This window comes from Sphingobium sp. WR1 (genome assembly GCF_059693745.1).
This window is the reverse complement of record NZ_JCATID010000006.1, coordinates 66654-79196: the sequence shown is the minus strand read 5'-3', so window position 1 is coordinate 79196 and position 12543 is coordinate 66654. Positions and strand designations below refer to the sequence as shown.

The 12543-nt window shown below is 66.1% G+C and carries 14 protein-coding genes; 11 read left to right on the top strand and 3 right to left on the bottom strand.

The window, feature by feature from the left end; genetic code table 11:
• Positions 1 to 67: 67 nt before the first annotated feature.
• The 4 genes from AC58EF_RS09700 to AC58EF_RS09685 all read left to right on the top strand — a co-directional run bounded on the left by AC58EF_RS09700 (position 68) and on the right by AC58EF_RS09685 (position 5297).
• Positions 68 to 2329 (top strand): NADP-dependent malic enzyme, encoded by a 2262-nt coding sequence (locus AC58EF_RS09700; protein ID WP_497275925.1) that lies wholly within the window; start codon positions 68 to 70, stop codon positions 2327 to 2329.
• A gap of 122 nt (positions 2330 to 2451) precedes the next feature.
• Positions 2452 to 2949 (top strand): flavin reductase family protein, encoded by a 498-nt coding sequence (locus AC58EF_RS09695; RefSeq protein ID WP_497275924.1) that lies wholly within the window; start codon positions 2452 to 2454, stop codon positions 2947 to 2949.
• A gap of 159 nt (positions 2950 to 3108) precedes the next feature.
• The gene (locus AC58EF_RS09690) at positions 3109 to 4089 is read left to right on the top strand and encodes a polysaccharide deacetylase family protein (protein WP_497275923.1); all 981 of its coding nucleotides are present in this window, start codon (positions 3109 to 3111) and stop codon (positions 4087 to 4089) included.
• A complete protein-coding gene (locus AC58EF_RS09685; protein ID WP_497275922.1) occupies positions 4086 to 5297 on the top strand; it encodes a carboxylate--amine ligase in 1212 nt (403 codons plus the stop codon). Before AC58EF_RS09690 ends, AC58EF_RS09685 begins: the two co-directional genes overlap by 4 nt.
• Here AC58EF_RS09685 and AC58EF_RS09680 read toward each other — a convergent pair.
• Positions 5269 to 5820, bottom strand: coding sequence for an arsenate reductase/protein-tyrosine-phosphatase family protein (locus tag AC58EF_RS09680; protein ID WP_497275921.1), 552 nt, complete (start codon positions 5818 to 5820; stop codon positions 5269 to 5271). The genes AC58EF_RS09685 and AC58EF_RS09680 overlap by 29 nt on opposite strands.
• Positions 5821 to 5947: 127 nt before the next feature.
• Entirely contained in the window at positions 5948 to 6877 is a 930-nt protein-coding gene (locus AC58EF_RS09675) for a LysR family transcriptional regulator (protein WP_497275920.1), read from the bottom strand.
• 118 nt (positions 6878 to 6995) lie between these two features.
• On the opposite strand from AC58EF_RS09675, the gene AC58EF_RS09670 reads away from it, so the two are divergent.
• The 3 genes from AC58EF_RS09670 to AC58EF_RS09660 all read left to right on the top strand — a co-directional run bounded on the left by AC58EF_RS09670 (position 6996) and on the right by AC58EF_RS09660 (position 9079).
• Positions 6996 to 7694 (top strand): pirin family protein, encoded by a 699-nt coding sequence (locus AC58EF_RS09670; RefSeq protein ID WP_497275919.1) that lies wholly within the window; start codon positions 6996 to 6998, stop codon positions 7692 to 7694.
• 134 nt (positions 7695 to 7828) lie between these two features.
• Positions 7829 to 8149: a hypothetical protein gene (locus tag AC58EF_RS09665; RefSeq protein ID WP_497275918.1), complete on the top strand. Its 321-nt coding sequence runs from the start codon at positions 7829 to 7831 to the stop codon at positions 8147 to 8149.
• Between the two features lie 33 nt (positions 8150 to 8182).
• Positions 8183 to 9079 carry a pirin family protein gene (locus tag AC58EF_RS09660; RefSeq protein WP_497275917.1) on the top strand — a complete coding sequence of 299 codons (897 nt, stop codon included), beginning with the start codon at positions 8183 to 8185 and terminating at the stop codon, positions 9077 to 9079.
• A gap of 52 nt (positions 9080 to 9131) precedes the next feature.
• Here AC58EF_RS09660 and AC58EF_RS09655 read toward each other — a convergent pair whose 3' ends face one another.
• Positions 9132 to 9644: an outer membrane protein assembly factor BamE gene (locus AC58EF_RS09655; protein ID WP_497275916.1), complete on the bottom strand. Its 513-nt coding sequence runs from the start codon at positions 9642 to 9644 to the stop codon at positions 9132 to 9134.
• A gap of 164 nt (positions 9645 to 9808) precedes the next feature.
• Here AC58EF_RS09655 and AC58EF_RS09650 point away from each other — a divergent pair, with 164 nt between their 5' ends.
• From AC58EF_RS09650 to dinB, 4 genes are read left to right on the top strand one after another with little or no spacing between them, the layout of a single operon-like run.
• Entirely contained in the window at positions 9809 to 10333 is a 525-nt protein-coding gene (locus tag AC58EF_RS09650; RefSeq protein ID WP_497275915.1) for a ubiquinol-cytochrome C chaperone family protein, read from the top strand.
• Entirely contained in the window at positions 10330 to 10854 is a 525-nt protein-coding gene (locus AC58EF_RS09645) for a DUF177 domain-containing protein (protein WP_497275914.1), read from the top strand. The genes AC58EF_RS09650 and AC58EF_RS09645 overlap by 4 nt, the downstream gene beginning before the upstream one ends.
• Positions 10855 to 10859: 5 nt before the next feature.
• A complete protein-coding gene (locus AC58EF_RS09640) occupies positions 10860 to 11396 on the top strand; it encodes a hypothetical protein (RefSeq protein WP_497275913.1) in 537 nt (178 codons plus the stop codon).
• Positions 11397 to 11448: 52 nt separating this feature from the next.
• Positions 11449 to 12537 carry a DNA polymerase IV gene (gene dinB, locus AC58EF_RS09635; RefSeq protein ID WP_497275912.1) on the top strand — a complete coding sequence of 363 codons (1089 nt, stop codon included), beginning with the start codon at positions 11449 to 11451 and terminating at the stop codon, positions 12535 to 12537.
• Positions 12538 to 12543 lie beyond the last annotated feature (6 nt).

The following is a 12543-nucleotide window of genomic DNA, read 5'->3' as shown; positions in this document are numbered from 1 at the left end:
CGCACTTGCCCACAAGATAATCTTACCGCTAGGGCGGCCTTATCGTTCCAATATATGGGTGGCCGCCATGACCGATAAGTCGAATGTGGAATTTTCGGAGCGCGAGGCGCTGTTCTTCCACTCGACCGGCCGCCCCGGCAAGATCGAGATCATCGCGTCGAAGCCGATGGCGACCCAGCGCGACCTTTCCCTCGCTTATTCACCGGGCGTCGCGGTGCCGGTGCGCGCCATCGCCGCCGATCCGGCGACCGCCTATGACTATACCGCCAAGGGAAATCTGGTCGCGGTCATCTCCAACGGCACGGCGATCCTGGGCCTGGGGAATCTGGGGGCGCTGGCGTCCAAGCCGGTGATGGAAGGCAAGGCGGTGCTGTTCAAGCGCTTCGCCGACGTCGATTCGATCGATATCGAACTGAAGACCGAGGATGTCGACCGCTTCATCGACGCGGTGGAACTGATGGAGCCGAGCTTTGGCGGCATCAACCTTGAGGATATCAAGGCGCCCGAATGCTTCATCATCGAACAGACGCTGAAGGAGCGGATGAACATCCCGGTCTTCCACGACGATCAGCATGGCACCGCGATCATCGCGGCGGCGGGCGTGATCAACGCCGCGCTGCTGACCGGGCGCGACATGAAGGATATGAAGGTGGTGGTGAACGGCGCGGGCGCCGCCTCCATCTCCTGCACCGAGCTGATCAAGGCGCTGGGCGTGCAGAATGACAATGTCATCATGTGCGACAGCAAGGGCGTCATCTACCAGGGCCGCACCGAGGGCATGAACCAGTGGAAGTCGGCCCATGCCGTCAGGACCGATGCGCGCACGCTGGCCGAGGCGGTCAGGGGCGCCGACGTGTTCCTGGGCCTCTCCGTCGCGGGCGCCATGTCGCAGGAGATGGTCAAGTCGATGGCTGACAGGCCGATCATCTTCGCCATGGCCAATCCCGATCCTGAAATTCTGCCGCCCGACGCCAAGGCGGTGCGCCCGGACGCGATCGTCGCCACCGGCCGGTCGGACTTCCCCAACCAGGTCAACAATGTGCTGGGCTTCCCTTTCATCTTCCGCGGCGCGCTGGATGTGCGGGCGACGGGGATCAACGAGGCGATGAAGCTGGCGGCGGCCAAGGCGATCGCCGATCTGGCCCGCGAACAGGTGCCCGAGGAAGTCGCCAAGGCCTATGGCCGATCGCACAGCTTCGGCCCCGACTATATCATCCCCGCGCCGTTCGACCCGCGCCTGATGGAAGTGGTGCCCGCCGCGGTTGCCGAAGCGGCAATGGCGACCGGCGTGGCGCAGAAGCCGATCGAGGACATGGCCGCCTATCGCCAGTCGCTCAAGGCCCGGCTCAACCCGACCACCACCGTTCTCACCACCGCCTATGAGGTGGCGCGCGCCAATCCCAAGCGCGTCGTCTTCGCCGAGGCGGAGGAGGAAGTTGTGCTGCGCGCGGCGATCCAGTTCCGCGAACATGGCTATGGCATCCCCGTGCTGGTCGGCCGCGCCCATGTGCTGGACAAGCTCAAGGAACTGGGCGTGCGCGACCCGGAGAGTTTCGAACTGCACAACAGCGTCAATTCGCCGCTGGTGCCCGACATGGTCGATCTGCTTTACGGGCGGCTCCAGCGGCGCGGCTATCTGCGCCGCGACTGCGAACGGATGGTCAATCGCGATCGCAATATCTTCGGATCGCTGCTGGTCAAAATGGGCGTGGCCGACGCCATGATCACCGGCGTGACCCGCCCCTATGCGCAAACCCTGCGCGAGGTGAAGCGGGTGATGGACCCAGTGGCGGGCCGCATCCCCTTTGGCATCCATGTCATGGTGTCCAAGGACAAGACGGTATTCCTGGCCGACACGACGGTGCATGAACGGCCTTCGGCCGCCGAGCTGGCCGATATTGCCGAGGGCACGGCCGCCGTCGCCCGGCGCATGGGCCATGATCCGCGCATCGCCTTCCTCTCCTATTCCAATTTCGGCAATCCGCCGGGCGGCTTCCTCGACAATGTGCGCGACGCGGTGAAGGTGCTGGACAAGCGGGACGTCGACTTCGAATATGAAGGCGAAATGACCCCCGACGCGGCGCTCAATCCCGCCGTCATGAAAAATTATCCGTTCAGCCGCCTGTCCGGCCCGGCCAATGTGCTGGTGATGCCGGGGCTGCAATCGGCCAATATTTCGGCCAAGCTGCTGCGCGAGCTGGGCGGCACGTCCATGATCGGGCCGGTGCTGGTGGGTATGGAAAAATCGGTCCAGATCGCCACCATGTCCTCCAATGCGTCGGAACTGCTGACCCTGGCGGTGCTGGCGGCGGGTGGCGTCGCGCTTTGAGGCTGCGATCCCGACCGATCAGATAAGCGTTGCTTGTCGGTCGGCCATGTTTTTTCGCTTGCAACGTTCCCGTCCCGCACCACAGGGAAGGGCGATGATCCGCCAAGGGAGCGACCAGGAACATGAGCGCGGCCACCAGTTTCGATAGTGCGACCTTCCGCCGCGTTCTGGGCCACTATCCGACCGGCGTCTGCGTCGTGACCGCGGTGGAGGCGGACGGCGCGCCGGTGGGCATGGTGGTCGGCTCCTTCACCTCCGTGTCGCTCGATCCGCCGCTGGTCGCCTTCTTTCCCGCCAAGACATCGAGCAGCTGGCCGCGCATCGAGACGGTCGGCCGTTTCTGCGTCAACGTCCTCGCCAGCGACCAGAAGCAGCTCTGTCGGCAGATCGCCGGGCCGGGACCGGACAAGTTCGCCGGCATCGCCCATCGCGTGTCGGCCAACGGGTCGCCGATCCTGGACGATGTCGTCGCCTGGATCGACTGCACGCTCGATGCGGTCCACGAGGCGGGTGATCATTATATCGTGCTGGGCCAGGTGATCGCGCTGGAGGTGGAGCGGCCGGGACGGCCCCTGCTCTTTTTCCAGGGCAATTATGGCGAATTTTCCCAACTGGAGTGAGGGAAGTCGGCGCCCGCCGGCGTTGACCGGCGAAAGGACCGATTGACGCGCTCCGGCATCTTTCCGATATGTGACCCGTCGGACATGCGGGGGACATATTACTGCTCCTTAACCGATATTGCTTATGTCGGGCGCGTCGCCCCTTGACCGGATCGCTGCATGACCGTGCTGCTCATCACCGTCGACACGGAACTTTCGGCTTCGCTGCACCAGCGGGGGATCAGCCTGGAGGAAAATCTGCGCCGGTCGATCTGGGCGGAGGCGCAGGGGCAGGCGGTCGGGATCGGCTGGCAGATGGATCTGCTCGATCGTCATGGCCTCAAAGGGGTTTTCTTCCTCGATCCGATGCCGGCGCTGGTCCATGGCGCCGATTTCCTGAAGCCGGTCGTGCAGGCAATCGTCCGACGCGGGCATGAGGTGCAATTGCACATCCATACCGAATGGCTCGCCTGGGCGAAGCCGTCGCCGGTCGAGGGACGGCAGGGCCGCAATATCGGCGACTTCGCGCTCGCGGACCAGATCGTCCTGCTGGACCTCGCCAAGCGGATGCTGGAGGACGCCGGCGCGCCGCCGATCACGGCGTTCCGGGCGGGGAATTTCGGCGCCAATGACGACACGTTGCGGGCGCTTGCGGCGATTGGCATCCTCTGGGACAGCAGCGTCAATCCGGCCTATATCGGCGGGGATTGTCGCATATCGGCCGATCCCCGGCAGATCGGCGCGTCGCGCAGGGACGGGGTGATCGAACTGCCGGTGTCAGGTATCGCCGATCGGCCCGGCGGTTTTCGTCCCGCGCAGGTCTGCGCCATGTCGGCGGCGGAAATGCGGGCCGGGATGCGCCACGCCGCCCGGCAGGGGCATGACGCCTATGTCGTCGTGACCCATAGTTTCGAAATGCTTTCGCGCGACCGCTGCCGCCCCAATGGCTCGGTCAAGGCCCGGTTCGAAGCGCTTTGCCGGGAAGCGGCGGCGATCCCCGCCCTGCGCGGCGCGGGCTTTCGCGATCTTTCGCCCGAGATCGCGGATGCGCCCAAGCCAGGTATCACGCGCGTCGAGCCGAGCCGACTGCGGACCGGCCTGCGCCTGGCGGAGCAGGCCTGGGCGACATGGCGCTATGAGCGACGGCTGGTTCCTGCGTGACGAATCCTCCCATTGCGCTGGTCGTCGGCCTGGAAAATGCGATCAGCCTAACGATCGTCCGGGAACTGGGCGAGCATGGCGTGTGCGTGCATGGGATCGCGCGCGATCCCACGGCCGTGGCCGCCGCGTCGCGCCATTGCGCGGCGGTGATCCCGCGGCCTGACGGTCCCGCCTCGACTTGGCTGCCCGACCTGATTGCGCGCACCGGCGCCAGCGCCGTATTCGCCATTTCCGAAAATGACCTGATCGATCTGGCGGCTTTGCCGCCGCGCATCGGCGACTGCCATCTGCTGGTGCCGCGGCCGGACCGGCTGGAGCGGGTAATCGACAAGCGGCAGACGCTCGATCTGGCGGAACGGGCGGGACTGCGCGTTCCCCAGACCTGGCAGCCGCAGGCGGGCGAGGATTTCGCCGCCCGCATCGCGGAGAGGCGCTATCCGCTGGTGGCGAAATGGGCCAATCCGCCGGACATCATGCCGGTTCTGGCCGACGCCGGGCTGGAATGGCTGAAGACCGAATATATCCACACGCCCGAGCAGCTCATGGCGCTGCTGGATCGCTATGCGCCGGTGGGCCGGTGGCCGATGATCCAGCAATATTGCCGTGGGGTGGGCCTTGGCCAGATGCTCTACATGCAGGAAGGACGCGCCACCCTGCGTTTCCAGCATCGTCGCCTGCACGAATGGCCGCCCGAAGGCGGAGTTTCCACCCTGTGCCGGGCTGAACCGGCGGGTGATCATGCCGCGCAGATGGCGCTGTCCGAAAAGCTGCTGCAGGCGCTCGTATGGGAAGGGCCGGCGATGGTTGAATATCGCTATGACGCTGCGACCGGGGATTATTGGCTGATGGAGGTCAATGGCCGCTATTGGGGGAGCCTGCCGCTCGCCTGGCATTGCGGCGCCCATTTCGCGTGGGAAGCCTATCGGCGCACGATATTGGGACAGGACGATCCGCCGCCTGCCCCACGCCACGACCTGCGCGCCCGCTATATGGTGCCGGAAACCAAGCGGCTGGTTCGGGTTCTGCTGACGCCCGGCCGGATCGGCGATCCCTTTTTCCGCCGGCGGCCGGGCGCGGATCTGCTCGACTATCTGTTGGGATTTTTCGATCCGCGCACCCGCTATTATGTCTTCAGCCCGACCGATCCCCGCCCCTGGCTGCGGGACATGGCGCAGATGATCAGGAAAGCCGTGCGCCGGGGAAACTGACGGCCAGCCGCGTTACCGCTGCGTCGATGCGGCGCAGGCATTGCGCCATATAGGGATCGTCGAGACCATAGGGATCGTGGAGATGGAGGAGCATGGGCCGGGTCCAGCGGCCCAGCAACATGCGCGGCAGGCCATCCAGGCGCGGATCGGCCGCCAGCCGATGCAATTGCCGCACCTCCATCGCCAGCAGCAGATCGCCCTCCTCCGGCACATAATCGGCCAGATCGACGGCGCGATGCGCGGAAAGATCATGCCCTAGCCCCTTGGCCGCCGCGATGGCAGGCGGATGGGCCGCGCGCCCGGTCGTGGTCGACAGGCCGAAGGAGGCGGTGCGCAGGCCTGCCCGCCGTGCGGCGACATCGGCAAAGGCGCTGCGGCAGATATTGCCCTGGCACACGAACACCAGCCGGCGCACGCGGCCGGGATCGGGCCGGCGGCTGGCTGAAAGCCCCAGCATCAGTTGCGGGTAGGAAAGGGCGAGGCGCACCAGTCCGCGAAAGGTGCCAAAGCGGTGTCGGATCATCGAGGATGGAGAAAAAGGGCAAACATCGCTTCCTGATAACGATAGAAGGTTGCCGATCAATTGCCACGGCCGGGCATGTTGACGCTTTCCTTGGGTGATGGGCCTGAGTGATCGGGCGAGCGGCTGGTCAGACATCGGCCATGCCATCCAGCTCCCGGTCGTCCCGGCCCAGCGACACGAACTGGTCGAGCAGCCAGGAGGCGGCGGGGCCGGGCGGTGTGTCGCGCCGCCAGATGCCCGAAAAGCGATAGGTGCCGCCGCTATGATCGGGCATGGCAAGCCGCACCAGCGTCCCCGCCATCAGATCCGGCTCGATCATCGGCAGCGGCATGTTGCCCCAGCCTATCCCCTCGCGCAGCAGCGCATGTTTCGCGCCCAGATCGGCGAGACGCCAGGTCTTGGGGCTGGATACCGAATAATCCTGCCCCTCGGTGAAGCGCGACCGGTCGGTCAGCACAAGCTGGATATGGTCCCGTCCTGCACCCGGCGAAATCGTTTCCATCCGACCCAGCGGATGGTCGGGCGCGGCGACCGGCACCATCGGCACCGACCCGGCCATCATGCTTTCTATTCCCTCGACCCCGGCCGACAGCGGGCCGGACAGGCCGATCACCGCGTCCTTGTCCAGCACCATCGCAACGATCGCGCCCAGCGCTTCGGCATGGAGGCGCAACTGCACCGTGGGAAATTCCTTCGCGAAGGCGCGCAGCACCTTGCCCAGCCGCTCAGCGGGCAGCATGACGTCGACGGCCAGATTGACCTCCGCCTCCAGCCCGTCGAGCAGCCCCTTCACCTTGGCGCGCAGCCCGTCGATCCCGTGTGAGATGGAACGGACTTCCGCCAGCAGCGCGCGCCCGGCGACCGTCAGCTGCGGCTTCTTCGTGCCTTCGCGGTCGAACAGGCTGAGGCCCAGCTGCGCCTCCAGATTGGCGATGCCATAGCTGATGACCGACACGGCGCGGTTGAGCTTGCGCCCCGCCCCGGCGAAGCTGCCCGTGTCGACGATCGTCAGGAAGATGCGCAACTGGTCGAAGGTCGGTGTGCCGGGATTGTTCACTTTTCCATTTCCTCGAACAGTTCGACTGATTTTATCTGTCTGAACGAGAAAGCTGGCAAGGTCTAGAGCCATCTCCAACAGGGACGTCGCCCTTCGGCGTTCCGCAGGAGATACGGACATGATCGAACTTCGCCCTTTCGACAGCCTCGGCGGCGCCAACCATGGCTGGCTCGACGCCAAGCATCACTTCTCGTTCGCCGGCTATCATGACCCGAAGCGGATGCACTGGGGCAATCTGCGCGTCTGGAACGACGACACCATTGCGCCGCAATCCGGTTTCCCGCCGCACCCGCATCGCGACATGGAGATCATCACCTATGTCCGCGAAGGCGCGATCACCCATCAGGACAGCCTGGGCAACAAGGGGCGCACCGAGGCGGGCGACGTCCAGGTGATGAGCGCGGGCACCGGCATCCGCCATTCGGAATATAATCTGGAGGATGTGACGACGAAGATCTTCCAGATCTGGATCCTCCCCACCCGCGACGGCGAAGCGCCCAGCTGGGGCGCCCGGCCCTTCCCCAGGGGAGAACGGTCCGGCCAGTTCGTGACGCTGGCGTCGGGCTATGACAATGACAATGACGCGCTCCCCATCCGTACGGATGCGCGGATCGTCGCGGCGACGCTGAAGGCCGGCGAGACCGCCGAATATCCGATCGGTCGCGATCGCAAGGCCTATCTGGTCCCCGCCACCGGCGCGATCCAGATCGACGACGTCCGCGTCAATGCCCGCGACGGGGCGGCGATCAGTGACCTCGACGTGATCCGCGTCACCGCGCTGGAGGATAGCGAGATCGTGCTGGTCGACGCAGCCTGACGATCAGGGAAGGGCGCGTATCCCGCGCGCCCTTTTCAACTTCATAGAATAAATCGACCGATTTTATCCCTCTGATCCGCAAAGCATCGACAGGCTAGAAGGATTGCATCAGGACGAAAAAGGAGGCCCTGCTTATGCTGACCATCGCAACCCCGCGCCTCAGCCCTGCCGAATGGCAGGACGTGCAGGCCACCCTCTCCGCCGTTGCCGATTGCGGTTGCGGCCAGCCCGCCGCCACCGGTTCGCTGCGCTCGCGGATCGGCCACGCGGTCGATGCGCTGATCGGTCCGAAGAAGGATGCCCTGGTGGCCCTGCCGACCCATCTGCTGCCGGTGCGCGATTTCCTCTGCGAAACCGGCCGCACCCGCCGGATCGCCGAACGCCATGTGCCTACCCTCGCCGCGCAGGGCTTTTCCCGCGCCCAGATCGAAGCGCTGGCGCTGCTCGGCGCCTGATCTCCCAGTCCCGTTTCGAAAAGGTCCAGACCCATGTCCATCCGCACTTCCGAGGTCGACGGCGTCGACATGATCATCCTGCCGCCGGTTCGCGATCTGGGCGACGGCTTTTCCGTGCGCCGAGCGCTCCCGTCCGCGCATCGCCGCATGGTCGGCCCCTTCATCTTCTTCGACCAGATGGGCGAGGCGGTCTTCGACAGCGGCGAGGGGCTGGACGTCCGGCCGCACCCGCATATCGGTCTCGCCACTGTTACCTATCTGCTGAAGGGCGAGATTCTGCACCGTGACTCGGTGGGGTCGATCCAGCCGATCCGGCCGGGCGAGGTGAACTGGATGACGGCAGGCAGCGGCATCGTCCATTCCGAGCGCACCTCCGACGAGAATCGCGCCAGGGGCGGCAAGCTGTTCGGCCTCCAGACCTGGGTCGCGCTGCCGACCCGCTATGAGGAAACCGATCCCAGCTTCGCCCATCACAAGGTGCACGAGATTCCGACGATCGAGGATGCAGGCGCGCGCCTCACCCTGATCGCGGGCAGCTCCGACGGGCTGGCGTCGCCGGTGAAAACCTATTCCGACATGGTCTATGCCGACATCGCGTTGCAGGACGGCGCGCGCTACCAGCTCAAGGCAGAGCATGTCGAACGCGCCATCTATGTCGTGGCGGGTGCGGTCGAGGTGATCGGCCAGACCGGCGGCTTCGCGACCGGCGAACTGGTGCTGTTCAAGCCCGGCGCGGAGATCGTCCTGCGGGCGAAGGGCGGCGCGCGGCTGATGCTGTTGGGCGGCGAACCGCTGCCCGAAAAGCGTAACATCTACTGGAACTTCGTCTCCTCCTCGACCGACCGGATCGAGCAGGCCAAAGCCGACTGGCAGTCCCAGCGCTTCGCCCCGGTGCCGGAGGAAAGCGAGTTCATCCCGCTGCCTGCCTGATAGCACCCAAAAGAAAACGCCCGGTCTCTGTCGAGGCCGGGCGTTTTGTTGGTTAGCTGCCGTTCGGGCCACCGCTGCCGGGTCCACCGCCCTGGCCGCCCATGCCGCCGGCGCCGACTGCGCCGATATTGCCGAAAATCTCGTCGAACAGGCTGCGATGGCGGCCGAGCGTCGGGGTCTTGTCACCCGACGGCGAGATGCGTGCGACCTGCTCCAGACCCATGCGGTCGACCGCCACGACATTGCCGGCCGCGTCGAATCGCACGCGCAGCACCGTCTGGTCCACCGGCTTGGGATTGGAGAAGGCAAGCGCGCGCATATTGCGCGAGACATAATACCAGTCCTGCTCACCGAACTGCGAAGCGAAGCTGGGGCGGCCCAGCGTCCCTTCCACCGACGCGCGATTGTCGATGCCGGGCTGGACCGAATCCACCAGCAGCTTGTCGACCTGATAGCCCTGATGGGTGCGGATGCGGGTGCAGGCGGACGTGCCGAGCAGCAGCGCGCTGAGGCCGACGGCGATCAAGACGCGCCCACGGCGGTTTTGGCGGCTGAACTGAGGCATGAACGTCTCCTGCGGGGGCATGTCCCGCGAACCCGATAAAACTGATGCCGCCATTGCATTGGGCGGCGCAGCGATCAATATGGAAATGCGCAAGCCCCGGCAAGGGGCGCAAAACATCGGACGGCGCGCGCACGGCCGATCCGTCATGAAAAGCCGCTTTGCCCATGTCCAGTTCCTCCTCCTTTCTCCAGCGCTTCTTCGGCCGCACCGATCTGCGGGAAGGGCTGCGGCCGCTCTATCATGCCGTGGTCGGCGAAGGCCGGCAGCCGCACTGGTATCTGGACGGCGCGGTGCCCGACACGCTGGACGGCCGTTTCGACATGATCGTCGCCATATTGGCGCAGGCGCTGATCCGGCTGGAGCAACTGGGCGCGACGCAGGAAAGCGTGTGGCTCACTGAGCTGTTTGTCGACGACATGGACGGGCAGTTGCGGCAGGAGGGCGTGGGCGATGTGGTGGTCGGCAAGCATGTCGGCCGGATGATGAGCGCGCTGGGCGGACGGATCAGCGCCTATCGTGCGGCGTTGACGCAAGGCGCGGACTTTGCCGAGGCGCTGCGTCGCAACCTCTATCGCGGCGTCGATGTAGCCGATGCGGCGGTTGCCCATGTGGAGGGCTGTCTGCGCGCGCGCTGGACCCGGCTGGGCTGCCTGACGCGCGACGCCCTGCTGGCAGGAGATCTTGGATGACGAACAGCCCCGAATTTTCCCGTCCCGTGAAGGCCGACCAGGTCAAGCGACTGACCGGCGAGACCCATATAGAGGCCGACGCGGCCGAGCGCGCGGCGCTGGCGCAGCGCTTCGGCCTGTCGGCGCTTGACCAGCTGGAGGCGGATTATGCCCTGACCGAGGAAAGCGGTGCGATCATGGCGCGCGGCCGGGTGCGCGCGGCGCTGGCCCAGCCCTGCGTCGCGACCGGCGTGCCGGTGCCCGAGACGATCGACACCGATTTCGTGCTGCGCTTCGTGGTGGAAGGCGAAGCAGCGCCCGAGGGCGAGGAGCTGGAACTGGACGCGGAGGATTGCGACACGATCGGCTATGACGGGCAGGTGGTCGACATGGGCGAGGCGGTGGCCGAAACGGTCGCGCTGGCGATGACGCCCTATCCCCGCTCGCCCGACGCCGACGCCTATCTGAAGGAGGCCGGCGTGCTGAGCGAGGAGCAGGCCAGCCCCTTCGCCGCTTTGCTCAGCCTCAAGGACAAGAAATAGGCGCGATGCGGCGGCTGATTCTTGCGGCGGTCCTGTGCGGCGCAGCCCCGAGCGCGCAGGCCCGGCCGGCGCCGCTGATCGGCGAGGCGATCGTCCGCGACCAATGGGCCAGGGCGGAGAATCGCGCCCGATGCGCGCCGCTGGGCCTGGTGTCGGACGGGCGTGCGCGCGGCGTCGCCCGGGCGGCGCATTTCGGCGGTGGCTGGGCGGTGGCCTTCGACCTGCCGGGTATGCGCAGCGCCTATGGTTTTGCCGGGACCGGCCTGCTGCCCGATGACGCGCTGTCCGATAGGGTTCAGCGTGAGCGGCTGACGAAGCAATGGCCGTCGATGCGCGATCTGCCCAAATTGCCCGCGCCCGCCTTTGCCGGCTATGGGCTGATGGGCGCGCAGCCTTATCCGGCGATGAATCCGTCGGGTAAGGGGCTGGAGTCTCTGGCCTATCTGCGGATCGGCGGTCAGCGCTGCACCTATAATGTCTGGAGCCGTCTCAGCCGCGACCATCTCGAATCGCTGCTCGATAATCTGCGCGTCCTGCGCTGATCGCGACTCTGGCGTTTCCCCTTCGTTCTCGTCTGTGGCATAGGGGGGTGCCATGGACTCGCCGCCGTCGCCGCCGCGCAAGATCATCCATATCGATATGGACGCCTTCTATGCGTCGGTGGAGCAGCGCGACGACCCGTCGCTGCGCGGAAAGCCGATCGCGGTGGGCGGCGGTGGCCCGCGCGGGGTGGTGGCGACATGCAGCTATGAGGCGCGCAAATTCGGCGTGCGATCGGCCATGCCCGGCGTGCGGGCGCGACGGCTCTGTCCCGATCTGCTTTTCGTCAGGCCCCGTTTCGATGTGTATCGCGCCGTTTCCGCGCAGGTGCGCGCCATCTTCGGCCGTTTCACCGACATCATCCAGCCACTGTCGCTGGATGAGGCCTATCTCGACGTTACGCTGAACAAGCCGGGCATCGCATCGGCGACGCAGGTGGCGCAGGAGATCAGGCGGATGATCCGCGAGGAAACCGGCCTTACGGCCTCGGCCGGGGTCTCGTACAACAAGTTGATCGCCAAGCTGGCGTCGGACCAGAACAAGCCCGACGGCATCTGCGTGGTCCGGCCAAGCGAGGGCGCGGCCTTCATCGCCGCCATGCCGGTGCGGCGCATCCATGGGGTGGGGCCGGTGACGGCGCGGCGGATGCAGGAATTGGGGATCGAGACGGGGGCGGACCTGCGCGATCGCGATATGCGCTTTCTTCAGGCGCATTTCGGCAGTTCGGCCGATTATTATTATCACGCGTCGCGGGGCGAGGACGACCGGCCGGTGTGCGAGCGGCAGGAACGCAAGTCGGTGAGCGTCGAGGACACCTTCTTCGACGATCTGGTGGAGGAGGCGGCACTGGTGGCGGAACTGGACCGGATCGCCGCCAATCTCTGGGCCCGGATCGAAAAGGCGCAGGCCTGGGGCCGGACGGTAGTGCTGAAGGTGAAGTTCGCGGATTTCCGCATCATCACCCGGTCGCGCAGCTTTTCAGCGCCGGTGCGGTCCCCGGACCTGCTGGCACAGGCGGGGCGGGACTTGCTGCTGGCCCAGTTGCCGCTGCGCATGGGCGCGCGGCTGCTGGGGCTGGGCGTGCATAATCTGGAAGCGGAAGAGGAGGGCGAACAGGGCGAGCAACTCGCCCTGTCGCTGTGACGACCC

Excerpts from the sequence above, each read along its gene's own strand:
- AC58EF_RS09700 (WP_497275925.1), top strand. The coding sequence starts at position 68 with ATGACCGATAAGTCGAATGTGGAATTTTCGGAGCGCGAGGCGCTGTTC.
- AC58EF_RS09695 (WP_497275924.1), top strand. The coding sequence starts at position 2,452 with ATGAGCGCGGCCACCAGTTTCGATAGTGCGACCTTCCGCCGCGTTCTG.
- AC58EF_RS09690 (WP_497275923.1), top strand. The coding sequence starts at position 3,109 with ATGACCGTGCTGCTCATCACCGTCGACACGGAACTTTCGGCTTCGCTG.
- AC58EF_RS09680 (WP_497275921.1), bottom strand. The coding sequence starts at position 5,820 with ATGATCCGACACCGCTTTGGCACCTTTCGCGGACTGGTGCGCCTCGCC.
- AC58EF_RS09670 (WP_497275919.1), top strand. The coding sequence starts at position 6,996 with ATGATCGAACTTCGCCCTTTCGACAGCCTCGGCGGCGCCAACCATGGC.
- AC58EF_RS09665 (WP_497275918.1), top strand. The coding sequence starts at position 7,829 with ATGCTGACCATCGCAACCCCGCGCCTCAGCCCTGCCGAATGGCAGGAC.
- AC58EF_RS09660 (WP_497275917.1), top strand. The coding sequence starts at position 8,183 with ATGTCCATCCGCACTTCCGAGGTCGACGGCGTCGACATGATCATCCTG.
- AC58EF_RS09655 (WP_497275916.1), bottom strand. The coding sequence starts at position 9,644 with ATGCCTCAGTTCAGCCGCCAAAACCGCCGTGGGCGCGTCTTGATCGCC.
- AC58EF_RS09650 (WP_497275915.1), top strand. The coding sequence starts at position 9,809 with ATGTCCAGTTCCTCCTCCTTTCTCCAGCGCTTCTTCGGCCGCACCGAT.
- AC58EF_RS09645 (WP_497275914.1), top strand. The coding sequence starts at position 10,330 with ATGACGAACAGCCCCGAATTTTCCCGTCCCGTGAAGGCCGACCAGGTC.
- AC58EF_RS09640 (WP_497275913.1), top strand. The coding sequence starts at position 10,860 with ATGCGGCGGCTGATTCTTGCGGCGGTCCTGTGCGGCGCAGCCCCGAGC.
- dinB (WP_497275912.1), top strand. The coding sequence starts at position 11,449 with ATGGACTCGCCGCCGTCGCCGCCGCGCAAGATCATCCATATCGATATG.